Origin of the sequence: Tistrella mobilis (genome assembly GCF_041468085.1) — a bacterium.
Taxonomy (GTDB): Bacteria; Pseudomonadota; Alphaproteobacteria; order Tistrellales; family Tistrellaceae; genus Tistrella; species Tistrella mobilis_A.
Window position 1 is genome coordinate 3,568,716 of the sequence record NZ_CP121017.1, and the last position, 22,240, is coordinate 3,590,955.

Sequence of the window (22,240 nt, forward strand, 5' to 3'; positions counted from 1 at the left end):
AGGTCAGGCCCTGCCCTCTTCATGCCCCGGAGCCTGCATACCCACTTCCTCAGCCGGCCCGTTTCTCGTCATGAGCAGACGCCTCGCGCGGGCAGCGACACACCGGGCATTGGCGATATAGGCCGCATCGCCCGTTTCCAGCGCCTCCGCCACGAACAGCGCGATACCGTCCTCGGAAAGCAGATCTTCTGCCGGATCATAAAGGCTCGGCACCTGGGTCATGCGCATCTGTCGGTTTGAGGGAAGAGCCGAAACGTCAGGGCATGCGGCAACTGTGCCACGCACCGCCTGCAAGACGCCAGAGCGGCCTTACGCCCCAAACACCGTCTTGGTGATCCGCGCCGCGGCGTAGACCGTGTCGCCCAGCCGGGCCTCGGCGTCGAGGAAGGCGACGCGGCGGCCGCTGCGGATGACGCGGGCGTGGAAACGCAGATCGGCGCCGATGGGGGCCGGGCGCATCACGCTGACGAAAATGTCGTGGGTGGAGGCGTTGGCACCCTCGGGCAGATGGGGCAGCAGGGCCAGATAGGCGGCAGGATCCAGCAGGCCGTAGAGCACGCCGCCATGGACCGTGCCGGCGGGGGTGGCATGGCGGGCATCCAGGCGCAGGCGCGATTCGGCACCGTCGCGGGTGATGCGCACCAGTTCGAACCCCATCAGCCGCTGAAAGGGCAGGCTCAGCACCAGTTCGACATCGGCGCGGCGGGCGGCCGGAAAGTCGGGGCCGAGCGCACCTTCGGGGATCAGCGGGCCCGGATGTTCGACGGAGGCGGCCGCGGCGGCAAGCGCCGCGGCCAGATCGGGGAGAGGTCGGGTCACGAGGACGGTGTTCCGTGGCTGTCTTCGATATCGATCGGCATCAGGCGGCCGCTTCGGCGAGCGCCCGGTCGCGCAGATCGCGCTTCAGCAGCTTGCCGTTGGCATTGCGCGGCAGCGGGTCGGCGCCGAAGGTGAAATAGTCGGGCACCTTGTAGTCCGACAGCCGGGCGGCGAGGAAGGATTTCAGGGTGGCGGCCACCTCGTCCTCACTCTTCTCCAGCCCCTCGCCCTTCAGCATCACGAAGCAATGGGTGCGCTCTCCCAGCACCGGGCAGGGCCGCGAGACGATGGCGCTTTCCGACACCCAGGGATGGAAGGAGAGTTCGCTTTCGACCTCGGCCGAGAAGATCTTGTAGCCGCCGCGATTGATCATGTCCTTGCGACGGTCGAAGACCTTCACATAGCCGGCCTCGTCCATCGAGCCGATATCGCCCGAGCGCCAGAAGCCCGAGACGAAATTCTCGGCATTGGCATCCGGCCGTGCCCAATAGCCCTTCACCACCATCGGCCCGCGAATCCACAGCTCGCCCGCTTCGCCCGGGCCCACCTCGCGGCCGGCTTCGTCCATGATCCGGATTTCGGCGCAGCGCACCGGCCGGCCGACGGTGTCGCCCCGGGTGGCACCTTCACCCAGCGGCATGATCGTGCTGGGCGAGGTGGTCTCGGTCGCGCCATAGGCATTGACCAGGATCAGCCCGGGCAGCAGTTCCGCCAGACGGCTGATGGTCGCCATCGGCATCGGCGCGCCGCCATAGCCGCCGATCCGCCAGGCGGCGAGGTCGTAGCCGGCGAAATCGGGCTGGAGCAGGCAGAGATTGTACATCGCCGGCACCATGATCCCATAGGTCATGCGCTCGGCTTCGGCGAGCTTCAGAAAAGCGGGCGCCTTGAAGGCGCGCATCATCACCGTCGCACCGCCGACCCGGATCATCAGCGCGACCACCGCCACCAGCCCGGTGACATGGGTCGCCGGCACCGCCAGCACCGACCGCTCGCGCCCGTCCATGGTGAGCGCCATGTGGTCGACGTAATGCTCGCAGGAATGGACGATGTTGATGTGCGACAGCTCGGCACCCTTGGGCTTGCCCGTGGTGCCCGAGGTGTAAAGGATGACCGCGGTGTCGTCTTCGCCGACCGCCGCCCAGCCGCCGAAGGGCCGGCCCGCCTCGATCTCCGCCCAGGGCAATGCACCCGCCGGGGCCGGGACCTCGCCGTCGCCCATGGCGACACGCAGGGTGAGCGCCGGCACATCCGCCGCATCGGGCAGGCGGTCGGCCAGTTCGTCCTCGAAGATCACCGCCTTCGCGCCGCAATTGCCCAGCACATAAGTGAGTTCGGGCTTCTGCTCGCGGGTGTTGAGCGGCACCGCGATCGCCCCCAGCCGGATGCAGGCCACCCAGGCGGTCACGATCTCGGCGCGATTGCCGAGCAGCAGACCGACCCGGTCGCCCTGAGCCACGCCAGCCGCCGCCAGGGCACCCGCCACCCGGTCGGAAGCGGCTTCGAGCCCGGCATAGGTCATCCGCCGGTCGCCGTCGATCACCGCCTCGGCCTCGGCCATGCGGGCGAAGGTCGCGCGGACCAGCGCACCAAGATCAGCGGGGCGGTCGGCATAGCAGGGCACGACGCGGTCGCCGAAATGGAGTTCACGCCGGAGCGTCGGGGCGGAGGCGGGAATGGTCTGGTCGGTCTGGGACATCGGTCTGGCTTCGCATCTGACTGGGGAGCGGAGGGCGGCAGCTCAATGCGCCGCGGCACCGGCCGCGGCATTGGCGCCGCGTTCGATGACGGTCACGTCGTCGTAGAGCGATTTGTCGTGGTTCATGTCGGAATGCGAGATCAGGATGGATTGCCGCTCGGCACGCAGCCGGCCGATGACATCGGCCAGCCGCTGGGCCAGCGCCGGGGCAACCCCCTCGAAGGGCTCGTCCAGCAGCAGAAGTTTCGTGCCCACGGCCAGCGCGCGCGCCAGCGCCACCAGCTTCTGCTGGCCGCCCGACAGCTGCAAGGCCCGGCGATCGCGCATCTCCGTCAGCTCGGGCATGTAGCCATAGACCAGGTCGAGCCGGGGTTTCGGCTTCAGGCTCTTCGACACCCAGACCGGCAGCAGGATGTTCTCTTCCACCGTGAGTTCGGGGACGAGACCGCGATCCTCCTGCATGAAGCCGATGCCGAGCGCCGCCCGGCCATGCTTGGGCAGGGCGGAAAGATCGGCGCCATCGAAGGTGATGCGCCCGCCGGTCACCGGCAGGTGGCCCATCACCGTGCGCATCAGGCTGGTTTTGCCGGCGCCGTTGCGCCCGACCAGCCCGACCATATGGCCGGTGCCGACGGTGAGGTTGACATCGCGCAGCACCCGGACCGAGGCGATGGCGGTGGAGACGTGATCGATCTGGAGCATGGGGATCCCTCCTCCGCCGTCAGTGGCCGGTGACGTGCCGGCGCACGCCCTCGTCGGCCATCACCAGGTCCGGGGCGCCATCGGCGATGATCTGGCCGGCATAGAAGGCCAGAACCCGGTCGGCATAGGCACCGACGATGTCCATGTCGTGTTCGACGAACAGCACGGTCACCCCGTCCTGATCCAGCGCCGCCATGATCCGGTCCATGAACGGGAATTTCTCTTCCGCCGACACGCCGCTGGTCGGCTCGTCCAGCATCAGCAGCTTGGGCCGGCCGGTCATGGCGAGGGCGATGTCGAGCAGCTTGCGGGTGCCGCCGGCCAGTTCCAGGACCGGCCGGTCGGCGATCGACGCCAGACCGAACCGCTCCAGCACCTCAAGGGCGGCATCGCGTGCCGCGGCCGAACGCGCCGGGCGGAAGAAGGGCAGCCCGCCCTCGGCCGCGGCCCTGGCCACCAGCATGTTCTCAAGCGCCGTCAACTCGGCGCAGAGCTGGGGGATCTGGAAGGACCGGGCGATGCCGCGTCGGGTCAGCCGCCGCGGATCCAGCCGGGTGACGTCTTCCCCCGCCAGCAGGATCGACCCCTCGTCGGGCTTGAGGTAGCCGGTGACCATGTTGACGAAGGTCGTCTTGCCGGCCCCGTTGGAGCCGATGACGCTGAGCCGGGTGCCGGCCTCGACCGCAACCGAAATGTCGCGCGCAGCGGTGACGGCACCGAAGGATTTCTGGAGATTGCGGGTCTCCAGCACCGGGATCGCCTTGTTCATCGGCCGCTCTCCTTCGCAACCAGCTCCTCGGCAACAGGCTCGTCGGCGGCAGGGCCGCGGTGGCGTGCGGGGCCGCGATGCCAGATCGACCCGATGCCCTTGGGCAGGAACAGGATCACCGCCAGCAGGAAGGCGCCCAGCGCCAGCTGCCATGTCTCGGGGAAGTAGAGATTGGCGAAGGAGCGCACCAGCTCCAGGATCAGCGAGGCCACGAACACCGCCACCACGCTCACCTGGCCCGACAGGATCGCCAGGAACACGATTTCGCCCGAGGTGGTCCAGTAGGCGAAGGTCGGCTCGATATGGCCCAAGGCAATGGCGGCGAGCGCGCCGCCGATGCCGCCATAGACCGCGGCGACGATGAAATTCACCGCCATCATCGACCGCACCGAGGCGCCCATATATTCGACGCGGAGTTCATTCTCCTTGACCGCAAGCGACATCAGCCCGCGGACCGAGTTGAAATGCGCCGCCGCGATCGCCGACAGGATGCCGGCGGTGACGATGGCGAGCAGGAACAGCGCGTAATCGGCAGAGGCGGCCGTGGGTTCGACGCCCAGGATCGCAGGCCGGGCGATGTTGAGGCCGTCGGAGCCGCCGAGCGCCGTCGCCTTGACCAGCAGGCCGTAGAGCACCATCGACAGGGCGAGTGTGAGCATCGCGAAGAAGATGCCGCGATAGCGGGCGAGCAGCGGGCCGAACACGGCCGCGACCGCACCGGCGGTGATGCCGCCCAGGATGAGCAGCCAGACCGCATCGGCAAGGCCCAGCCACGGCCCCGCCAGGCCGGCGGCATAGGCGCCCAGGCAGAAGGGCAGCCCCTGGCCGAAGGAGACCAGGCCGCCGCGCATCATGAAGACGAGACCAAGCGCCACCACCGCATGGGCGATGGCCATCGTGGTAAGGAACAGCAGCCAGGAGGGTAGCACCAGGCCGGCTGCGGCCAGGGCCGCCACCACCAGGGCGGCGGCCCCAAGCGGGCGCAGAACGGCGGATCGGGTCGACATCAGAGGCACCCCCGTCAGATCTTGCGCGCCTGGACGCGGGCGAACAGGCCTTCCGGACGGAAAACCAGCACCGCGGCCATCACGAGATAGATGATGAACAGCTCGGCATCGGGCATCAGATGCACTGCACCGGCCCGGGCCAGCCCCACGATCAGGGCGCCGACCGCGGCGCCTTCGATCGACCCCAGCCCGCCGATGATCACCACCGCAAAGCTCAGAATGATCACGCCGACGCTGAGGCCCGGCTGTACCGAGATCTGCGGCGCGGTGAAGGCACCGCCGAGCGCCGCCAGAAACACGCCGCAGAGAAAGGCGCCGACATAGACCCGGTTGATGTTGACGCCCATCGAAGCCGACATCTCAGGGTTGTGGATGACGGCGAGGACGATCTTCCCGATGGTGGTGCGATTGAGCCCGAACCAGACGGCGAGACCGCAAAGCACGGCAAGCCCGATCAGGGCGATGTCGTAACCCACATAGAACAGCGGCCCGGCCTCGATATTGCCGAACAGCATGTAGGGCTCCGACACGTAATAGGGATCGACGCCCCAGACCAGCTTGACCAGGTCTTCGAGCATCAGGAACAGCGCATAGGTGACCAGCACCAGCAGCACCTCGTCACGGCCGTAGAACAGCCGGAGCAGGCCGCGTTCCAGCAGCGGCCCCAGCAGCGCCGCGACACCGGCGGCCGCCAGCAGCATGGCCAGCAGCGACCATTCGGGGGCCAGCCCCAGGCTCACGAACCAGGCGACGGTGGAGGCGGCGGCATAGGCGCCGATCGCATAGAAGCTGCCATGGGCGATGTTCAGGATCTTCAGCACGCCGAAGACCAGGGTCAGCCCCAGTGCCACGATGAACAGCCAGGCTGCATAGATCAGCCCGTCCACGAGGACGGTGAGCAGAAGCTCCATCGGAGAGGTCTCCGGGAAGACGACGGGTGGGGCTTGCGCCCGAGACGGAACGGCCGGTCCGGGCGGCGGGGCGGATTGCCCACCGGCCGGACCGGCCGCGGAGGACGGGTCGGGTCAGTTGCACTCTGCGCCGGGGAAACCGGCCTTGATCCAGTCGATCGCCTTCATGTCGGCGGGCGGGTTCACGCACTTCGCCGGATAGCGGCCGATATCCTCGATCACCACCATCTTCTTGTCGGCGTCATAGCGGGTGCGGCCGAAGGCGATGTCCTGGATCGCCTGATGGCCGTCGCCATTGGCCATGGTGATGGTGCCGGCCGGGCTTTCCCAGCTGGAGCCCTTGAGCGCCGCCGCGATCTCGTCCGGGGTCGGCTTCTTGCCGCCATTCGACGCCATCGCCTTCTCGACCGCGGTCTTCAGACCAAGCAGCGCCTGCGCCATGCGGTACGGGGCCTGGACGGGGTAGACGCCATGCTCGGCGGTGTAGGCCTTCTGCCACCAGTCATTGAGCGGGCTCGGCTGGCTCATCAGACCATAGGCGCCGCGGGCGCCGATGATGGTGCCGTCGGGCATCTTGTCGCCTAGCGCCGGCAGCACATGGTCGGCGGCGGACAGTACCACCTGGCTGCGCTTGAACAGGCCGCGCGGACCGGCCTGCAGGATCAGCGCCTGAAGATCGCCGCCCCAGTTGCTGGAATAGACCAGATCCGACCCCTGACGGAGCAGCGCCGAGACTTCGGTGCCGTACTGGCCGGCGCCGAACTTCGGCAGCAGATCGGCTTCGAACTTCGCCTCGGGATAGAGCTGCCCCATGGAGGCGACGAAGTCGTTGCGGCTGTCATGGCCCCAGGCATAGTCCTGGTTGATCGCACTGTAGGTGCCGACCTTGACGCCCTTGTCCTTCATGTAGCGGACAAGGCCGACGTTATCCATCGTCGCATGCGCGGCGGTGCGGAAGACATAGCTGAACTTGTTGTCTTCGAAGATCCGCGGCGTGCCGCAGTCGAACAGGATCAGCAGCGCCTTCAGCTCTTCCGCCACCGGCCCCACCGCCAGACAGTCGCCCGAGCTGATATAGCCCACCACCGCGTCCACCTGTTCACGCTGGATCAGGTTACGCAGCTCCTGCACCTGCTTGGTGGCGCCGCCGGCCTCGTCGATGATCACCGGCTGGATTTCGAGCCCGCCGAAGCCCTTGGTCGCATAGGGGGCCGGCGTTCAGCCCGGCGATCATGGTCTTGGCGCCGTTCGCCGCCGGCACGCCGAAGGCTTCCGCCGCCTGGCCGGACAGGAAGGTGACGATGCCGAGCTTGAAGGTCTCGGCCGAGGCGGGAGCCGCCCCGAGGGCAAGGGCCGCGGCGGCGACGCCGCCGGCCAGGCCGCAGACGAAGCGGCCCAGGCGCGTGCGCATGGTCATTGGTGGTTCCTCCCTTCAGGCGCCGTCCGGGAGCGTCCCGCCGGCCCTGCCGTTTGTTCGAACAAGCGTCCGTTCGATGCATCGGCCGCCGATCCCGCCATCCCATGTCCCAAGGCGCCACATTCCGGTTACCTCCCGGATGGCGCCTCAAACAGTGTTCGGATGTCGACTCGGCCGCTCTTTTTGTAAGGATATTGCCGGGCCATCTTAGGAGCCTGAGACAGGGCGGGTCAATGGATCAGGTCGGATGGTCTGTTATATGGACCTGTTGTGCAGGTGCAGCATTCGGAACATCGGGCTGAAAGCCCCAGAATTCCTGGAGTCCGACGGCATGCCGTCTGCAAAAAAATTTTCTTATCTCGTGCGAAACTGCACATCATCACGACGGATTGTCGGACCATCGGACAATTTGAGCCACAACCTGGCCGGGATGAACGACGGTTTCGCACAAAAAAATGGCGTGCAGCCGCCGGAGGGGACGACTGCACGCCGGGAACGCCCCTCTGCCGGCAGGGGCCGCCGGCCTGGGGATGACGGGCGTTCCGATCACCTGGAACGGCCCGATCTTCCTGCACCCGGCCCGCCCCCGCAAACGAGGCTTTCTCGGGGTGAGGGTCAGGAGGATTGACCCTTTTCGGCCGCCCCCTCGTCCAGGGCACCCGCGGCCAGGCGGGACGCATGCCGGGCGATATCGGCGGGCCAGCCGGCCGTCGCTGCGTCGAAACCCGCGCGGTCGCCCGCATGCAGCGCCCTGAGCGCCGCCTCGTACCCCGGCAGATCGCCGGCCATGGCGGTCATGAAGCGGTGGGCGGCGGCCTGGGCCGCGCGGATGCGCGCCGGGCCGGCATCGCGGCGGCGCGCCTCTTCCACCAGCCGGCGCAGGGCGACGGAAGCGCCGCCCGGCTGGTCCGCCAGCCAGTCCCAGTGCCGCGGCAGCAGGGTCACTTCGCGCGCGACCACCCCCAGCTTCGGCCGGCCGCGGCCGCGCGGGGCCTCTTCCGGCACCGGATCGGGGGCAAGGCGTGCCACCACCTCGTCGGCCGAGCCGCGCAGATCCAGATCGATCACCGCGCCGCTCCGGTCGTCGAAGACCAGCACAGGACCGCCCGCCCCGGCCTCCATCGCGGCCGTCACGGCCGCGGCGACGCGGGCGAGAGGACCGGCGGCTATGCGGCGCGGGCCGTCGAAGGCGGTGCAGGGGGTGGAGGCGGTGACGGGCATCGGCCAAGCCTTTCGGTGAGCGAGGCCGATTTTATACCCGGGTATTATTCTCTTGGCAAACCGCGCGCCGGATGGTATCGCATTTTTACCCGGGTAAAAAATATCGGAAAGGACGATGTGATGGACCGACAGGATCGCAAGGCGGCGATCAGCGCCTGGAAAGAGCGCAGGAATGCTGCGGGCATCTATGCCCTGCGTTCCGCCACGACCGGTGCGGTCTGGGTGGGCGCGGCGCCGGATGTGCGGACGATCCGCAACCGGATCCTGTTCACGCTGCGCCATGGCAGCCACCGGGCGCGCGATCTTCAGGCCGCCTGGGCCGGCGACGGCGAGGCGGGGCTGGGCTTCGAGGTGCTGGAGGTGATGGATCCGGGCGAGGAAACCCCGGCGCCCTATGTCGTCACCGACTGGCTGAAGGCCCGTACCGCCCATTGGCGGGCGGCGCTGAAGGCCCACCCCCTCTGAAGGCCCCCCTCTGACGGTTCAGCGCCTGGGCATCGCGAACGGGAACAGCGCCAGCCCGGCCAGGAAGCCGCCGATATGGGCGACCCAGGCCACCGATTCACCCTCTGCCCCCGGCGTGCCCCAGATGCCGGTGATCACCGCGGTCGCGATCCAGAGCAGGGCCAGCGGCAGAATGGCACCGCCGCTGGCGCGATGGCGGCGCATGATGATCAGCACGCCCGCGAACAACCCGCTGATGCCGGCCGAAGCGCCGATCATCGGCACCATGCTCTCAGGATAGAGCAGCACATGGGCAAGCGCACCGGCCCCGCCGCAGACCAGATAGAACACCACCATGCGCAACGGGCCGATCGCCCGCTCGACCCCCGCCCCCCAGGCCGCCAGCAGCGCCATGTTCATCAGCAGATGCAGGAAGCCGCCATGCAGGAACTGGAAGGTCAGCGGCGCGATGATCGACGGCAGATCGAAACCGGGGCCATAGGTATAGCGGGCGGGAATGACCGCGCCATTGGCGATCAGCTCCCAATCGGTGGCCTGAGGCAGGATCTGGCGCACCAGATGCACGATCACATTGATGGCGATCAGGATCTGCGTCGCCCGCGGCAGGTTGAACATCGGCTGCCGGCGGCGCAGCTGCTCGGCCATGCGGGGATCGTGCTGCATGCGCAAGTCTCGTCTCTCCTCTGCGGGGCCCGCGAAGAGGGCGGGACCGGGGCGCCGGCAGGCATCCGGCGCCCCAGCATGTCGGCGATCGGGCCGCCGCTGTCAATGGTGGCGGCCCGCCCGGCTTTCGACCCGACCCCGGATCAGATCACGTTCAGCCGGTTCCAGGTCGGGCTGATCAGGATCTCGTTCAGGCAGACATGGGGCGGCATGGTGGCGACGAAGCGGATGGTCGCCCCCAGATCTTCCGACTGGAGCATCCGCGCCTTGTCTTCGGCCGATACCGGCACCGGGCGGCGGTCCAGGATCGGGGTGTTGACCTCGCCCGGGCAGATCGCGCAGGCGCGGATGCCGTTCTGGCCTTCCTCGATGTTCAGGCTGGCATTCATCGCCAGCATGGCGTGCTTGGCGGAGTTGTAGGCCGGCCCCGTGAGGCGGGTGTCGTAGCGCCCGGCCCAGGACGACACATTGATGATCAGCCCGCCGCCGGCCTTGCGCATCGCCGGCAGCACAGCATGGGTGCAATAGAAGGCGCCGTCCAGATCGACCCGGATCACCTGATCCCAGCCTTCGGGCGACACCACGTTCCAGGCGCGTTCCGGCACGTTCAGCCCGGCGCTGTTGATCAGGATGTCGATCCGGCCCTGGGCGGCCAGGATCTCGTCCGCCACCCGCTTCACCTCGGCCTTGTCGGCCACGTCGAGCAGGGCGATCAGGGCCTGGCCACCGGCATCGCGGATCCGCCCGGCCACCGCCTCCAGCGGCTCGGCCCGCCGGCCGCTCAGATAGACCACCGCACCGGCTTCGGCCAGCGCCACGGCCCCGGCCTCGCCGATGCCGCTGCCGGCACCAGTCACCCAGACGACCTGGCCGCTCAGGGGTTGGTCAGTCATCAGGCGCATCTCCTCTCCCGGATGATCGTCCGGACACGGACTGTCCGGTTGCGGATGAAATCATGCAGGAGCCGGCCGCCGACCGCCATGCCAACGCGGCTTGAAACCGGGTTGGACACGCCGGAGCGCTTCCAGCCGTCCGCCTGCCCGCCTATGCTGAACGCCCTGCCCCATAAGATGCCGGCCCCATAAGACATCGGGCGGAACCGGCGCACACCCGCGGGGCATCCGCAGGGACGGACAGGAGAGGAGATCCGGCAGATGACCGGTTTCAGTTTCGATTTTACCGGCAAGACCGTCTTCGTGATGGGCGGCACCTCGGGCATCAATCTGGGCATCGCCCATGGCTTCGCCCGGGCCGGTGCCGCGGTCGCCGTGGCAAGCCGCAAGCCCGAGAAGGTTCAGGCCGCCGTCGCCGACCTCGCCACCCATGGCGGCGCGGTCGAAGGCTATCAGTGCGATGTCCGCGACGTGGCCCAGGTGCGCGCGGCCTTCGAAGGCGCGGCCGCGGCGCTGGGCCCGATCGACGTGCTGATCTCGGGTGCCGCCGGCAACTTCCCGGCCCCGGCGCTCGGCATCTCGCCCAACGGCTTCCGGAGCGTGGTCGATATCGACCTGATCGGCACCTTCCATGTGATGCGCGAAGCCCATCCGCATCTGCGCAAACCGGGGGCCGCGATCGTCAACATCTCGGCCCCGCAGGCCTTTCAGGCCATGGAGCTGCAGGTCCATGTCTGCGCCGCCAAGGCCGGCGTCGACATGATCACCCGGGTGCTGGCCCAGGAATGGGGCCCGCAGGGCATCCGCATCAACAGCCTGGTCCCCGGCCCGATCGCCGGAACCGAGGGCATGGCGCGCCTTGCCCCCACGCCCGAGGCCAATGCCATGGTCGATCGCAGCGTGCCGCTCCGCCGCCAGGGCAGCCCCGAAGACGTCGCCCGCGTCGCCCTGTTCCTGGCCTCGGACGCGGCATCCTATGTCAGCGGCGTGGTCCTGCCGGTCGATGGCGGCTGGTCGGCCGGCGGCGTGCCGCAGCTGACCCAGGGCTGGGGGCATGGCCAGGGCTGATCCGCCCGGCCGCAGAGCCCCCTGCCCTCCAAAGACCAGAAACAGCCCGGCGCATGTCCTGCAATGGCCGAAAACGCCGGAAATCCGCCCTTGTGGACATAATCCCGCCCCCTTAGCCTCGTTCGGATAAGACGGCCCGATCAGAAGACGCAGGATCAACTTGCCGATCGGGCCGCATACGCAGGGGAAGACTGCGGAAACGGACCTCACAGGGGGACCACGACATGACGAGGAAGACGGACGACAGGTGCGTGTCGACAAGACACGGCCTGGCCGGTCGGCTGTTGGCCGCTGCCGCCATGACCATCGCCGCAGCCGGGCCGGCGGCCCTGCCGGCAATGGCGGCCGGGATTTCGGGCGATGTGGTCAGGATCGGTGTGGTCAACGACCAGTCGGGGCCGCTGTCGGATCTGGCCGGCGCCGGATCGGTGGTCGCGGCCGGGCTGGCGGTGGAGGATTTCAAGGCACTGGCGCCGTCGCTCAAAGTCGAGATCGTCGCGGCCGATCACCAGAACAAGGCCGATATCGGCGTCGAGGTGGTGCGCAAATGGTACGAATCCGACGGCGTCGACATGGTGGTCGATGTCGGCAATTCGGCGGTCGCGCTGGCCGTGCAGTCCATCGCCCGCGAGCGGAACAAGCTGGTGGTCTATGCCGCGGTCGGCACCACCGACATCACCGGCAGCCAGTGTTCCCCCACCGGCCTTGCCTGGCTGCACGACAATTACAACCTGGTCAGCGGCCCGATCCGCCGGCTGGTGGCGCAGGGCCAGGACAAATGGTTCTTCATCGCCGCCGATTATGCCTTCGGGCAGAACATGGTGAAGGAATCCGAAAGCGCGCTGAAGGCCGCCGGCGGTACCTCGACAGGCGCCGTCTTCCACCCGCTCGGCACCACCGACTACGCCTCTTTCCTGCTCCAGGCGCAGAGTTCCGGCGCGGATGTGATCGCCTTCGCCAATGCCGGCGCCCAGCTCGTCACCTCGATGAAGCAGTGGAACGAATTCGGCATGAGCACCGGCCCCCAGCGTGCGGTGGCGGAGCTGATGTTCCTGACCGACATCCACGGCATGGGGCTGGAAACCGCCCAGGGGCTGACCGGCGTCACCGCCTGGTACTGGGATCTGAACGACGGCACCCGCGCCTTTGCGCAGCGCTTTTTCGACCGGCACGGCGCCATGCCCACGGCACCGCAGGCCTCGGTCTATTCGGCGGTCCTGCACTATCTGAAGGCGGTGGCGGCAACCGGCACCGACGAGACCGGGCGGGTCGTCGCCCATATGCGCGCGACGCCGGTCGACGACATCTACGCCCCCGGCGCCCGGCTGCGCGCGGACAACAAACTGGTCCACGACTTCTACCTCGTCCAGGTGAAGCAGCCGGGCGCGCTGGACAAGCCCTGGGCCTATTACAACGTGCTGGAGACGATCCCGGCCGCCTATGCCTATCGTCCGCTCAGCGAAAGCGATTGCAGCCTGGTCACCGCTGCCGGCAAGTGACGGCCGGGCAGCTTCATTGCGGGCGGGGCGAATGTCCCGCCCGGATCCGCCGCACCAGATCCATCCGCTGCTGCCGGGCCAGCCGGAACCTGTCCTCCATCACCGCCAGCACCGCCGCCGGGGCCGTCTCGGGGGAGCCGGCATCGAAGGGCGGCGCCGGGTCGTATTCCATGCGCAGCTGGATCGTCTCGGCCGCCTCACGGTCCAGCAATCGGGCGATGATGCCGAGGCCGAGATCGATGCCGGCCGTCACCCCGCCGCCGGTCATGCGATTGCGATCGATACAGACCCGCTCCCGCGAGACCGTCACGTCGAACAGGGCCAGTGCCTCCACCGCACTCCAATGGGTCGCCGCCCGATAGCCGTCGAGCAGCCCGGCCGCGGCCAGGACCAGCGATCCCGTGCAGACCGAGGTGACGTATTGCGCGCCCGCGGCCTGACGGCGCAGGAAATCCAGCACCCCGGCATCGGCCATCAGCGCATCGGTGCCATAGCCGCCCGGCACGCAGATCACGTCGAGCTGCGGGCAGTCGGCGAAAGTGGTCGTGGGCGTGATCGACAGAACCCCGTCGCTCTGCACCGGATCCGTCGTCTTCCAGACCAGATGAACCTCGGCCCCCGGCAGAAACGAGAAGACCTGAAGCGGGCCGGTCATGTCCAGCTGGGTGATATTCGGAAAGACCAAAAGGCCGAACCGCAAGGGCTTTGACATCATACACCTCTAAATGACTTGACGGGGCTACGGTGCCATGCTCGCATTCAATCCGAAATGCCGTAGTTCCCTCGTTTACGGACAGACCCCGGTGATCGGCATCCTGATCTTTCCCGACTTTCAGCTTCTGGATGCGACCGGGCCGGCGTCGGTCTTCGAGATCGCGCAGCGTCTGGTTCCGTGTGCGGCGACGACGCGGATGATTGCGGTGCAGGCCGGCGCGGTACGCAGCTCGTCGGGTGTCGAGGTTGTGGCGGCAGAGCTGCAGACGGCAGAGGCCATGACCACCCTGGTCGTCGCCGGGGGCCTGGGTGTCGATCAGGCCATCGGGTGCCGCACCACCCTCGCCCTGCTGCGCGACCTGGCCCGGCGCGGGGTGCGGATCGCCAGCGTCTGCTCGGGCGCCTATGTTCTGGCGGCGGCCGGGCTGCTCAACGGCCGCAAAGCGACGACGCACTGGTGCCGCACCCAGGATTTCGTGACTCGCTATCCCGAGGTCCGGCTGGATCCCGACCGGATCTTCCTGTGCGACGGCAATATCTGGACCTCCGCCGGCATCACCGCCGGGATCGACCTGGCGCTCGCCCTGATGGCCGAGGATCATGGCGATGCGGTGGCGAAGGCCATCGCCCGGCAGCTGGTGCTCTATCACCGCCGCGGCGGCGGCCAGTCGCAGTTCTCGTCTCTGCTGGAGCTGAAGGCGCCCGACGGGCGTTTCGGCGCGCTGCTCTCCTGGGTGCGGGAGAATCTCGACAAGCCGCTCACGGTGGAAAGCCTGGCCGAACGTGCGGGACTGAGCCCGCGCCACTTCGCCCGGACCTTCACCGCCGAGACCGGCTCCACCCCATCGAAGGCGATCGAGCGTCTGCGGCTGGAGGTCGCGCGCGAGCGGGTCCAGTCCTCGGGCGAATCGATCGAGCGGGTCGCCGAGACGACCGGTTTCGGCGATGCCGAACGCATGCGACGGGCCTTCGTGCGTGCCTTCGGCCACCCGCCGCAATCGGTGCGCCGGACGGCGCGGCTGTCCTGATCCGGCCCCTGCTGCCGTTCCGAACCAGGCCCCGGTTCTAGAAATCGAAACCCAGCTGCCGCGGATCGACCGGCTTGCGGCGGCCGCGGCGCGGGGGTGGCGGAGGTGTGGCGGCATCGGCGGGTGCCGCAACCGCCGTGATCTGGAGACGGAGGCGTGCGGCGCGGAGGGTTGCCGCGGGGTCGGCGACCGGGTGGGGGTAGTCGCGCCCGGGCGTGATGCCGGCCGCGGCCATCACCTCGGCCGGGGCCGTCCAGGGCGCATGCAGCCAGGCGGCGGGCAGGCGGGCGAGTGCCGGCAGATGGGTGCGGATGAAGCGGCCGTCGGGGTCGTGGCGCTCCGAGAAGCGCACCGGGCTGCCCGGGCGCGGCATGCCGCCACCGGGCTGCCCGGTGGTCTGGTCGCGCAGGCGGCGCCAGTGCACCGCCGGCTCGTAGTCGACCAGTCCGCGGGCCAGCACCATGCCGGTACCGACGGGATCCAGCTCCAGATGCAGCACCGCCACCTGGATAACCAGCGCCCGTAAGGTAAAGGGCAGCCAGCCGTCGCGGGCCAGCGCCTTCATTGCCGCATCGATGATCGGCCAGCCGGTCTCCCCCCGGCTCCAGGCCTCGAAAAGCGGGCCGGCGCCGGGCAGTGGGGCAGCGCCGTCGGGCAGGTCGGCCGGCGGGTCGGCCAGGGCGGCGGCGCGCAGGTTCAGCCGTTCGCCGAACACCTCCAGCGCCCGCGGCCGGCCGCCGGTGATCGCCTCGGGCAGGTCGCGCAATTCGTCGCGGCGCCGGGCCGCCGCCGCCCGCACCTCGCCCGCCGACAGCGTGCCCCAGGCCAGATGCGGCCCCAGCCGCGACACCGCCTCTCCCGCAACCGCCGGGATCGCCTGGTCGCGCAGATAGCGCGGCAGACGCCGCTCCAGAAAGCGGGTGGTGGCGGCAAGCCCGGCACGCCTGCCCCCGGCCGGGCGACCGGGGCAGGTATCGGGCAGCCAGCCCGGCACACGATCGCCCATCACCCGGTCGATCGTCTCGGGGATCGCCCCCGGCTCGATACCGGCAACCGGCGGCAGCGCGTCGGGGACCGGCAGCGGCGCCCTGGCGGCCGGGCCGGGCGTCGTCACCCGCCAGGGGATGCCCTCCCCCGCCGCCCAGGCGGCCACCGCGGCATCGCGATCGCGGGTGCGCGGCGTGCCGTCATCGGCATGGGCCCAGAGCCCGGCGATGCCGTGGCTGCGGTGCAGCGCCGCCAGCACCTGCACGGCGGGGCCGGTGCGCAGCACCAGCGGCTGGCCGAGCGCCGCCAGATCACGCCGCAGATCGACCAGCGCCTCGCGCAGAAAGGCCCAGTGGCGCCCGGCCAGATCGGCCCGCCGCCAGAGATCGGGGTCGAAGACATAGAGCGGCAGCAGGCCGGCGCCCGCCGCCCGCGCCGCCTCGGCGGCCGCCGTCAGCGGCGCATGATCGGCCGGGCGCAGATCGCGCCGGAACCAGACCACCTGCACGCCTGCTGCCGTTCCGGCCATGCCGATTTCCCCCCTCGGTTCCAGTCGCAGGATAGCGCAGCCGCGACATGAGTCCATGACAGCCGGGATCGCAGGGCCCCGAGGCCGCCCGCCGGTTCGTCCATTGATCCCAAAGCGGGTTCTCTTCTATAGTTTCGCCCATGAGGATCATCGCCCGCAGCACGCTTCACGATCTGATCACCGACCTGAAGGGCCACAGGGACCGACGGGCGGTGAGAACCGCGCTCGACATCTGGCTCGCCGAAGTTTCGGCGGCAGACTGGCCGGATGCGGCGGCGATGGCCCGGCAATATCCGGCCGCAAGCCTGACCGGCGTCGACCGGGTCGTGTTCGGCATCAAGGACGGCGGCTATCGGCTGGTTACCGCGGTCGACTTCGACAGGGGCATCGTCTGGATCCGCTGGGCGGGCCGGCACCGCGCCTTTGATAAAATCGACGTCATGGAGGTGAACCATGTCCGCGAGCCTGAAGCCCATCCGCACCGGGGCGGACCACGCGGCGGCGCTCGCCGAGCTGGAGCAGCTGTGGGGCGCCCCGGCCGGCAGCCCCGAGGGCGACCGGCTTGAGGTTCTGAGCATCCTGATCGAGGCTTACGAGGCGCAGCATTTCGCGCGGAACCACCCCGATCCGATCGATGCCATCCTGTTCCGCATGAACGCCCTGGGGCTGAAGCGCAAGGATCTGGAGCCGATGATCGGCACCCGCGGCCGGGTGGCCGAGATCCTGAACCGGCGCCGCCCGCTTTCGATCGAGATGATCCGCAAGCTGCACGAGGCGCTGGAAATCCCGGCCGAGGTGCTGATCCGCCAGACCGAAATCGTGCCGCCCACCCCCCTGGCGTCGACCACCTCCGACAGCGACTGAACGACAGCCGCCGCCCTTACGTGCCGCAGAAGGTCCGGTAGCGGCCGCTGCCCGCAGGCGGCGGCGCCTCATAGGCTTCAAGGCCGGCCCGCGCCTCATAGGGGCGGGACACCACCTCCAGCAGGCGGCGGAACGGGGTGAGGTTGCCCTCTTCCGTCGCGGCGGCCAACGCCATTTCCACCTGATGGTTGCGGGGGATATAGACCGGGTTGGCCGCCGCCATGGCTGCCTGCTGCTCGCCCTCGGGCGCGTCATCGGCCGCGCGGCGGCTGCACCAGCGTGCGTGCCAGCCGCGGAACCCCTCATCGGCCCAGACCCCTTCTTCCGGCAGGGTGCCGGTGGTCAGGTGGCGGAAGGTCAGCGTGTGGTCGGCGCCGCGATCGACCATCCAGGCGATCAGATCGCCGATGAGTGCCGCATCGCCCGGCTGTTCCGACACCAGGCCCAGCTTGCGGCGCATCATCGCCTGCCAGGCGGTGGTGTACAGCGTCTCGAACCCCTGGATCCGCTCCTGCGCCACGGCCACCGCCGCCTCCTGGTCGTCGTCGATCAGCGGCAGCAGGGCGCCGGCCAGGCGGGCCAGATTCCACTGGGCGATGGCCGGCTGGTTGCCATAGGCATAGCGGCCGCCGCGATCGATGGAGCTGAACACCATCGCCGGATCGTGGGCATCGATGAAGGCGCAGGGGCCGTAATCGATCGTCTCGCCCGAGATGGTCATGTTGTCGGTGTTCATCACGCCGTGGACGAAGCCGACCCGCATCCAGTCCACGATCAGCGCCGCCTGGCGCCGGATGACGTGATCGAGCAGCGCCAGCGCCGGCACCCGGTCGAGGGCGGCATCCGGATCATGGCGGGCGATGGCATAGTCGAGCAGCGCCTTCAGCCCGGCGAGGTCGTGGCGGGCGGCGGCATATTGGAAGGTGCCGACCCGCAGATGGCTGGCGGCGACCCGGGTCAGGATCGCGCCGGCCAGCACCTCTTCGCGATAGACCGGCTCGCCCGTCGCCACCACCGCCAGGCTGCGGGTGGTGGGGATGCCGAGGGCATGCATCGCCTCGCTGATCAGATATTCGCGCAGCATGGGCCCGAGAGCGGCCCGGCCGTCGCCCATCCGCGAATAGGGGGTGGGGCCCGATCCCTTGAACTGGATGTCGACCCGGTGGCCATCGGGGGTCAGATGCTCCCCCAGCACGATCGCGCGGCCGTCGCCCAGCATGGTGAAACCGCCGAACTGATGGCCGGCATAGGCCTGGGCCAGGGGTTCGGCACCATCGGGCAGGCGGTTGCCGGCAAAGAGCGCCGCCAGCTCCGGAGACCGGTCGTCGATCCCGCCCGGCGGCACCAGCCCCAGCGCATCGGCAAGCCCCTGATTGAACATCACCATCACCGGCGCCTCCACCGGTGTCGGCCCCTGCCGGGTGTAGAAGGCCCCGGGCAGACGCGCATAGCTGTTGTCGAACCGCCAGGTAAGAGCCGTCATGACGTCGGGTCCTCGCTGAAGATGGCAGCCCCCGGAGGGGTGCCGACTGCACCCACCCTGCCTGGACTGGCCGGTGCCTGTCCACCTGCATGCCTGTCCACCTGCCGTTTTGGGGCGGGAGAGCAGCTTGCATTTCCCGGACGCTGCAGCAACATAGCTACACGACACGCCTTTGCCGGAGGCCGCCCATGACCATCACGACACTGTCCAGCCGGGAACTGAATCAGGATGTCAGCCGCGCCAGAAACGCGGCCAGCAACGGACCTGTCTTCATCACTGATCGCGGCAAGGTCGCGCACGTCCTGCTGACCATCGAGGACTATCAGAAGCTTACGCAACAGCGCCGCAGCATCGCAGACCTTTTCGCAATGGGCGAAGCGGCAGAGATCGATTTCGATCCGCCGCGCATGGGCCTCGGCACGCCGCCGGCAGAGTTCTGACAATGTACATCCTCGACACCAACGTGGTGCCCGAGCTGCGCAAGGTCCGCACCGGCAAGCGGAACGAACACGATGCACTGATCGCAGCCACAGCCCTCGTCCATGGCATGACGGTCGTTACCCGGAACGTTGCCGACTTTCAGCCCACCGGGGTCACCATTCTCAATCCCTGGCAGCCGGCGAGAGCCGGCTGGATCTGCCCATGATCAAACGACGAACCAAAGCAGCGCCAGCCCCATCCCGGCCAGGGTCATCGGCACGCCCGATCGGGCATGGGTCGCGAAATCCACCACCAGCCCCAGGCTGCGGACGCGTTCGACCGCGATGATATTGGCAAGGCTGCCGACCACCAGAAAGTTCCCGGCGAGCGTCGAGAGCACGGCAAGTGCGGTCAGCGCCGCCGGCGACCAGTCGGGCTGGATCGCCAGCAGCAGCATCACCAGCGGCACATTGCCGATGGTGTTGGAACCGGCAAGCGTCAGCGGGGCCATCACCGCCAGCCGGTCCGGCGCGATGCCGGCGCTCGCGAGCCAGGCCAGCGCCTGCCCCGGCAGACCGGTGGCCGCAAAGGCGCCGGTCACCACGAACAGGCCTGCGAAGAGCAGCAGCAGCGACCAGTCGACCTCGGCCAGCAGGCGACGGGTTTCGATCCGGCGGCTGATCATCAGCGCGGCGGCGATCGCAACCGCGGCCTCGACATGGGGCACGGGGGTCGAGAAGGCGACCAGCACCGCAAGCAGCGCCACCACCGCCTTGATCAGCGCCGGGCGATCGACCGCCGGCGCCATCCCCATGTCGGGGGCCGTCCCGGACAAGCTGTCCGCCGCCAGATGCCAGCGCCGCCGCCAGACCAGGACGATGGCGAGATGCACGGCCACCAGGGCCGCGAGCGAGGGCACGGCCGCCGCCGCGGCATAGCTCCAGAAATCGAGCCCGCCCAGCTGACCGATCAGGATGTTCTGCGGATTGCCGATCAATGTCAGAGCCGAGCCGGCATTGGCACCGCCCGCCAGCCCCAGCACGAAGGGCCGGGGATCGAGCCCCCGCCCCCACACCCCGCGGGCCAGCGGCAGGGCGAGTGCGAAGACCACGACGTCGTTCGACAGCACGGCCGAGGTAAGCCCTGAGACCGCCACCACCAGCCCCAGCAGCAGGGCCGGCCCCACCCTGCCCGCCGCCAGCCGCGCCGCCGCCCGGTCGTAGAAGCCGGCGAGTGCAAACTGCGCCGACAGGATCATCAGCGCGAACAGCAGGATCAGCGTCGGCCAGTCGATCAAGGCCAGCGCCGCCTCGGGCGTCACCGCCCCGCTGATGACCATGGCCAGCCCGCCGATCACGGCGATCCCCGTGCGATCGACCGCCAGCCCCGGCCAGCGCCCGGCCGCCATGCCGGCATAGACGGCCAGGAAGATGGCGAGGGTGAGCCAGGTCATCGGCGGACCGGCTGGTCGTAGGCGGAACCGGCAGAGGCCATCGGCACGCTCGCGGCGGAGAGGACGGATCTCCGTCTATCGGCCGGCCGGGGCCGGAGGTCAAGCCTGTCAGGATGTGAACCGCCCGTTCAGATCCGCTCGAACGTCACGAAGGGGGAGAGCAGCGAGATCAGGAAAGCGGCCGGGTTGAGCAGCGGCGGGGCATCGTGGAGCAGCGGTTCGGCGTGGGCGGCGGCATCGATGTCGACCGCGTCCCCCGTGCCGGGGACCAGGGCATCGGCCAGCGCACGGGCGATCAGGGCCTGGCCGGCACCATTGAGATTGAGGTTGTCGATGCCGTAAAGGCCGGGCGTTTCGGGGTCGAGGATCAGATTGCCGAGGGCGAGACGGCGGCCGCCGACATCCACCGGCAGGCCCTCGCCGCCATGCTTCTGATCGTAGGGCGCCAGCACCGCGGCGGGATCGACCTCGATCACCCGGTCGGCCGTGCGGCCGATGGCGCCGCGGAAGGCCTCCACCGCCTTGCGCCAGGTTTCGGCGGCATGGGCGTCGAATTCCACCACCTCGCGGCCGGTCATGTCGCCGCGCATGGCCAGGAAGCCGACATAGCGCCGCCAGTGGTCGCGCGCCTTGGGGTCGCGGCCGGGATCCTGCTCGTCCGGATGCAGGGTTTTCGGGCGGAGATTGGCAACCAGGCCGGGCCGGGGCAGACCCAGCAGAACCACGCGCTGCGTCTCTTCCAGGCCCGGCGCCAGAGCCTCGCCCAGCCGGCGCATCGCCTCGGGCAGGCGGGCGAGACGGCGGTCGAAAACGTCGATCCGCTTGCCGGCCATGATCGCGCTCACCAGCCCGTCATTCTGGCCGATACCGATCACCAGCCGCTTCGGCCGGCGCAGATCGACCTGGTCGACCTGGGTCAGCCCGTCGAGCTCGGCCAGGCCGCGCGGGTTGAGGGTATGGACGGTTTCCACCCCCATATGGATCTCGACCAGCTCGTCACCGGGCAGGCCCGAGGCGGCGCGGAAACGCTTCGCAGCCCCGGCCAGCATCCGCCGCGCGCCACCGGCACTGCCCGAGGCCGGATCGGTGAGATCGCCCACGGCAGCCCCCGAAATCGCGAGCACGTCGAACCAGGCCGGGCCCTCGGCTTTCGGGCCGGCCAGATCCGCCTCCCACAGCGCCAGATCGCCCAGGATGCGCTCGCGGAAGCCGGCGACGTTCAGGGCACCCGCCGCCAGATCGCGGCAGGCCTGTTCCATATCGGCCAGCACGGCGCGGGGCAGCGCCACCGGCCGGATCGGCAGCCCGGCGGCGGCGGCGGCCAGCACCGGCGGTGCCGCCGCCGCGCGGCGGCCATCGATGGTGGCGGAACTCATCCCGTTGAGCGCGTTGTCGCCGATCACCATCAGTTCGGGCGACCGGAAGCCGCGCCCGTCGATGGCATCGATCATCTCTGCCAGCGCAGACCGCGCCGCGGGTTCGAGGGCCATGATCCTTGTCTCCTCCCTGGACGCGGGGCCGGGGTGATCATCCGGGCGTGACTGCATCGCACGCCATCGAATGCGCGCCATCCGCGCTTTTCTTATGATGATAAATATACCATGAAGAGAAACGATACGGCTACGGTCG

22 protein-coding genes and 2 pseudogenes are annotated in these 22,240 nt (G+C 69.1%); 8 read left to right on the forward strand and 16 right to left on the reverse strand.

Features of this window, described 5'->3' with window-relative positions:
* Positions 1–3: 3 nt before the first annotated feature.
* From P7L68_RS21600 to P7L68_RS21640, 9 genes and pseudogenes are all read right to left on the reverse strand, one after another.
* Complete coding sequence (locus P7L68_RS21600; RefSeq protein WP_372001554.1) at positions 4–222, reverse strand: hypothetical protein; 219 nt, start codon at positions 220–222, stop codon at positions 4–6.
* 87 nt (positions 223–309) lie between these two features.
* Positions 310–819 carry a PaaI family thioesterase gene (locus P7L68_RS21605; RefSeq protein WP_345959593.1) on the reverse strand — a complete coding sequence of 170 codons (510 nt, stop codon included), beginning with the start codon at positions 817–819 and terminating at the stop codon, positions 310–312.
* 40 nt (positions 820–859) lie between these two features.
* The gene (locus P7L68_RS21610; protein ID WP_372001555.1) at positions 860–2,518 is read right to left on the reverse strand and encodes a class I adenylate-forming enzyme family protein; all 1,659 of its coding nucleotides are present in this window, start codon (positions 2,516–2,518) and stop codon (positions 860–862) included.
* A 42-nt stretch (positions 2,519–2,560) separates the two neighbouring features.
* On the reverse strand, positions 2,561–3,220 hold the full coding sequence (locus P7L68_RS21615) for an ATP-binding cassette domain-containing protein (RefSeq protein ID WP_372001556.1): 660 nt from the start codon (positions 3,218–3,220) through the stop codon (positions 2,561–2,563).
* A gap of 19 nt (positions 3,221–3,239) precedes the next feature.
* Positions 3,240–3,989, reverse strand: coding sequence for an ABC transporter ATP-binding protein (locus P7L68_RS21620; RefSeq protein WP_372001557.1), 750 nt, complete (start codon positions 3,987–3,989; stop codon positions 3,240–3,242).
* Entirely contained in the window at positions 3,986–4,996 is a 1,011-nt protein-coding gene (locus P7L68_RS21625; protein WP_372001559.1) for a branched-chain amino acid ABC transporter permease, read from the reverse strand. The genes P7L68_RS21620 and P7L68_RS21625 overlap by 4 nt, the downstream gene beginning before the upstream one ends.
* 14 nt (positions 4,997–5,010) lie before the next feature.
* Positions 5,011–5,907, reverse strand: coding sequence for a branched-chain amino acid ABC transporter permease (locus P7L68_RS21630; RefSeq protein ID WP_372001560.1), 897 nt, complete (start codon positions 5,905–5,907; stop codon positions 5,011–5,013).
* Positions 5,908–6,021: 114 nt separating this feature from the next.
* Positions 6,022–7,324 (reverse strand): annotated as a pseudogene (locus tag P7L68_RS21635) (ABC transporter substrate-binding protein).
* A 615-nt stretch (positions 7,325–7,939) separates the two neighbouring features.
* Complete coding sequence (locus P7L68_RS21640; RefSeq protein ID WP_372001561.1) at positions 7,940–8,545, reverse strand: DUF2239 family protein; 606 nt, start codon at positions 8,543–8,545, stop codon at positions 7,940–7,942.
* Positions 8,546–8,665: 120 nt separating this feature from the next.
* Here P7L68_RS21640 and P7L68_RS21645 point away from each other — a divergent pair, with 120 nt between their 5' ends.
* Positions 8,666–9,010: a GIY-YIG nuclease family protein gene (locus tag P7L68_RS21645; RefSeq protein WP_372001563.1), complete on the forward strand. Its 345-nt coding sequence runs from the start codon at positions 8,666–8,668 to the stop codon at positions 9,008–9,010.
* Between the two features lie 18 nt (positions 9,011–9,028).
* On the opposite strand, the gene P7L68_RS21650 is transcribed toward P7L68_RS21645, so the two are convergent.
* Positions 9,029–9,673 carry a rhomboid family intramembrane serine protease gene (locus tag P7L68_RS21650; RefSeq protein ID WP_372001565.1) on the reverse strand — a complete coding sequence of 215 codons (645 nt, stop codon included), beginning with the start codon at positions 9,671–9,673 and terminating at the stop codon, positions 9,029–9,031.
* A gap of 143 nt (positions 9,674–9,816) precedes the next feature.
* Positions 9,817–10,575, reverse strand: a complete 759-nt coding sequence (locus P7L68_RS21655; protein ID WP_372001567.1) for an SDR family oxidoreductase — start codon at positions 10,573–10,575, stop codon at positions 9,817–9,819.
* A gap of 252 nt (positions 10,576–10,827) precedes the next feature.
* Between P7L68_RS21655 and P7L68_RS21660 the strand changes: the two genes are divergently transcribed.
* Together P7L68_RS21660 and P7L68_RS21665 are read left to right on the forward strand one after the other, a co-directional pair.
* Positions 10,828–11,634, forward strand: coding sequence for an SDR family oxidoreductase (locus P7L68_RS21660; RefSeq protein ID WP_372001569.1), 807 nt, complete (start codon positions 10,828–10,830; stop codon positions 11,632–11,634).
* Between the two features lie 224 nt (positions 11,635–11,858).
* The gene (locus P7L68_RS21665) at positions 11,859–13,133 is read left to right on the forward strand and encodes an ABC transporter substrate-binding protein (RefSeq protein ID WP_372001571.1); all 1,275 of its coding nucleotides are present in this window, start codon (positions 11,859–11,861) and stop codon (positions 13,131–13,133) included.
* Between the two features lie 13 nt (positions 13,134–13,146).
* On the opposite strand, the gene P7L68_RS21670 is transcribed toward P7L68_RS21665, so the two are convergent.
* Positions 13,147–13,845 (reverse strand): DJ-1/PfpI family protein, encoded by a 699-nt coding sequence (locus P7L68_RS21670; protein ID WP_372001573.1) that lies wholly within the window; start codon positions 13,843–13,845, stop codon positions 13,147–13,149.
* A gap of 91 nt (positions 13,846–13,936) precedes the next feature.
* Here P7L68_RS21670 and P7L68_RS21675 point away from each other — a divergent pair, with 91 nt between their 5' ends.
* Positions 13,937–14,875 carry a GlxA family transcriptional regulator gene (locus P7L68_RS21675; RefSeq protein ID WP_372006917.1) on the forward strand — a complete coding sequence of 313 codons (939 nt, stop codon included), beginning with the start codon at positions 13,937–13,939 and terminating at the stop codon, positions 14,873–14,875.
* Positions 14,876–14,912: 37 nt separating this feature from the next.
* Here P7L68_RS21675 and P7L68_RS21680 read toward each other — a convergent pair whose 3' ends face one another.
* Complete coding sequence (locus P7L68_RS21680; protein WP_372001575.1) at positions 14,913–16,391, reverse strand: FAD-binding domain-containing protein; 1,479 nt, start codon at positions 16,389–16,391, stop codon at positions 14,913–14,915.
* A 140-nt stretch (positions 16,392–16,531) separates the two neighbouring features.
* Here P7L68_RS21680 and P7L68_RS21685 point away from each other — a divergent pair, with 140 nt between their 5' ends.
* Both P7L68_RS21685 and P7L68_RS21690 read left to right on the forward strand, forming a co-directional pair.
* Positions 16,532–16,957, forward strand: coding sequence for a type II toxin-antitoxin system HigB family toxin (locus P7L68_RS21685; protein ID WP_372001577.1), 426 nt, complete (start codon positions 16,532–16,534; stop codon positions 16,955–16,957).
* Positions 16,845–17,255 (forward strand): type II toxin-antitoxin system HigA family antitoxin, encoded by a 411-nt coding sequence (locus tag P7L68_RS21690; RefSeq protein ID WP_372001579.1) that lies wholly within the window; start codon positions 16,845–16,847, stop codon positions 17,253–17,255. The genes P7L68_RS21685 and P7L68_RS21690 overlap by 113 nt, the downstream gene beginning before the upstream one ends.
* A gap of 16 nt (positions 17,256–17,271) precedes the next feature.
* Here P7L68_RS21690 and P7L68_RS21695 read toward each other — a convergent pair whose 3' ends face one another.
* Entirely contained in the window at positions 17,272–18,738 is a 1,467-nt protein-coding gene (locus P7L68_RS21695; protein WP_372001581.1) for a YdiU family protein, read from the reverse strand.
* Positions 18,739–18,926: 188 nt separating this feature from the next.
* On the opposite strand from P7L68_RS21695, the gene P7L68_RS21700 reads away from it, so the two are divergent.
* Together P7L68_RS21700 and P7L68_RS21705 are read left to right on the forward strand one after the other, a co-directional pair.
* The gene (locus P7L68_RS21700; RefSeq protein WP_372001583.1) at positions 18,927–19,178 is read left to right on the forward strand and encodes a type II toxin-antitoxin system Phd/YefM family antitoxin; all 252 of its coding nucleotides are present in this window, start codon (positions 18,927–18,929) and stop codon (positions 19,176–19,178) included.
* A 56-nt stretch (positions 19,179–19,234) separates the two neighbouring features.
* A pseudogene (locus P7L68_RS21705) lies at positions 19,235–19,384 on the forward strand (hypothetical protein); the annotation flags it as partial.
* Here P7L68_RS21705 and P7L68_RS21710 read toward each other — a convergent pair.
* Both P7L68_RS21710 and P7L68_RS21715 read right to left on the reverse strand, forming a co-directional pair.
* Positions 19,385–20,611: an SLC13 family permease gene (locus P7L68_RS21710; protein ID WP_372001585.1), complete on the reverse strand. Its 1,227-nt coding sequence runs from the start codon at positions 20,609–20,611 to the stop codon at positions 19,385–19,387.
* A 128-nt stretch (positions 20,612–20,739) separates the two neighbouring features.
* Complete coding sequence (locus P7L68_RS21715; RefSeq protein WP_372001587.1) at positions 20,740–22,101, reverse strand: hypothetical protein; 1,362 nt, start codon at positions 22,099–22,101, stop codon at positions 20,740–20,742.
* Between the last annotated feature and the right edge of the window lie 139 nt (positions 22,102–22,240).

Coding starts and splice junctions, on each gene's coding strand:
- P7L68_RS21650 (WP_372001565.1), bottom strand. CDS start 9,673: ATGCAGCACGATCCCCGCATGGCCGAGCAGCTGCGCCGCCGGCAGCCG.
- P7L68_RS21655 (WP_372001567.1), bottom strand. CDS start 10,575: ATGCGCCTGATGACTGACCAACCCCTGAGCGGCCAGGTCGTCTGGGTG.
- P7L68_RS21680 (WP_372001575.1), bottom strand. CDS start 16,391: ATGGCCGGAACGGCAGCAGGCGTGCAGGTGGTCTGGTTCCGGCGCGAT.
- P7L68_RS21630 (WP_372001560.1), bottom strand. CDS start 5,907: ATGGAGCTTCTGCTCACCGTCCTCGTGGACGGGCTGATCTATGCAGCC.
- P7L68_RS21665 (WP_372001571.1), top strand. CDS start 11,859: ATGACGAGGAAGACGGACGACAGGTGCGTGTCGACAAGACACGGCCTG.
- P7L68_RS21615 (WP_372001556.1), bottom strand. CDS start 3,220: ATGCTCCAGATCGATCACGTCTCCACCGCCATCGCCTCGGTCCGGGTG.
- P7L68_RS21645 (WP_372001563.1), top strand. CDS start 8,666: ATGGACCGACAGGATCGCAAGGCGGCGATCAGCGCCTGGAAAGAGCGC.
- P7L68_RS21600 (WP_372001554.1), bottom strand. CDS start 222: ATGACCCAGGTGCCGAGCCTTTATGATCCGGCAGAAGATCTGCTTTCC.
- P7L68_RS21670 (WP_372001573.1), bottom strand. CDS start 13,845: ATGTCAAAGCCCTTGCGGTTCGGCCTTTTGGTCTTTCCGAATATCACC.
- P7L68_RS21660 (WP_372001569.1), top strand. CDS start 10,828: ATGACCGGTTTCAGTTTCGATTTTACCGGCAAGACCGTCTTCGTGATG.
- P7L68_RS21610 (WP_372001555.1), bottom strand. CDS start 2,518: ATGTCCCAGACCGACCAGACCATTCCCGCCTCCGCCCCGACGCTCCGG.
- P7L68_RS21715 (WP_372001587.1), bottom strand. CDS start 22,101: ATGGCCCTCGAACCCGCGGCGCGGTCTGCGCTGGCAGAGATGATCGAT.
- P7L68_RS21685 (WP_372001577.1), top strand. CDS start 16,532: ATGAGGATCATCGCCCGCAGCACGCTTCACGATCTGATCACCGACCTG.
- P7L68_RS21620 (WP_372001557.1), bottom strand. CDS start 3,989: ATGAACAAGGCGATCCCGGTGCTGGAGACCCGCAATCTCCAGAAATCC.
- P7L68_RS21625 (WP_372001559.1), bottom strand. CDS start 4,996: ATGTCGACCCGATCCGCCGTTCTGCGCCCGCTTGGGGCCGCCGCCCTG.
- P7L68_RS21640 (WP_372001561.1), bottom strand. CDS start 8,545: ATGCCCGTCACCGCCTCCACCCCCTGCACCGCCTTCGACGGCCCGCGC.
- P7L68_RS21710 (WP_372001585.1), bottom strand. CDS start 20,611: ATGACCTGGCTCACCCTCGCCATCTTCCTGGCCGTCTATGCCGGCATG.
- P7L68_RS21690 (WP_372001579.1), top strand. CDS start 16,845: ATGTCCGCGAGCCTGAAGCCCATCCGCACCGGGGCGGACCACGCGGCG.
- P7L68_RS21700 (WP_372001583.1), top strand. CDS start 18,927: ATGACCATCACGACACTGTCCAGCCGGGAACTGAATCAGGATGTCAGC.
- P7L68_RS21695 (WP_372001581.1), bottom strand. CDS start 18,738: ATGACGGCTCTTACCTGGCGGTTCGACAACAGCTATGCGCGTCTGCCC.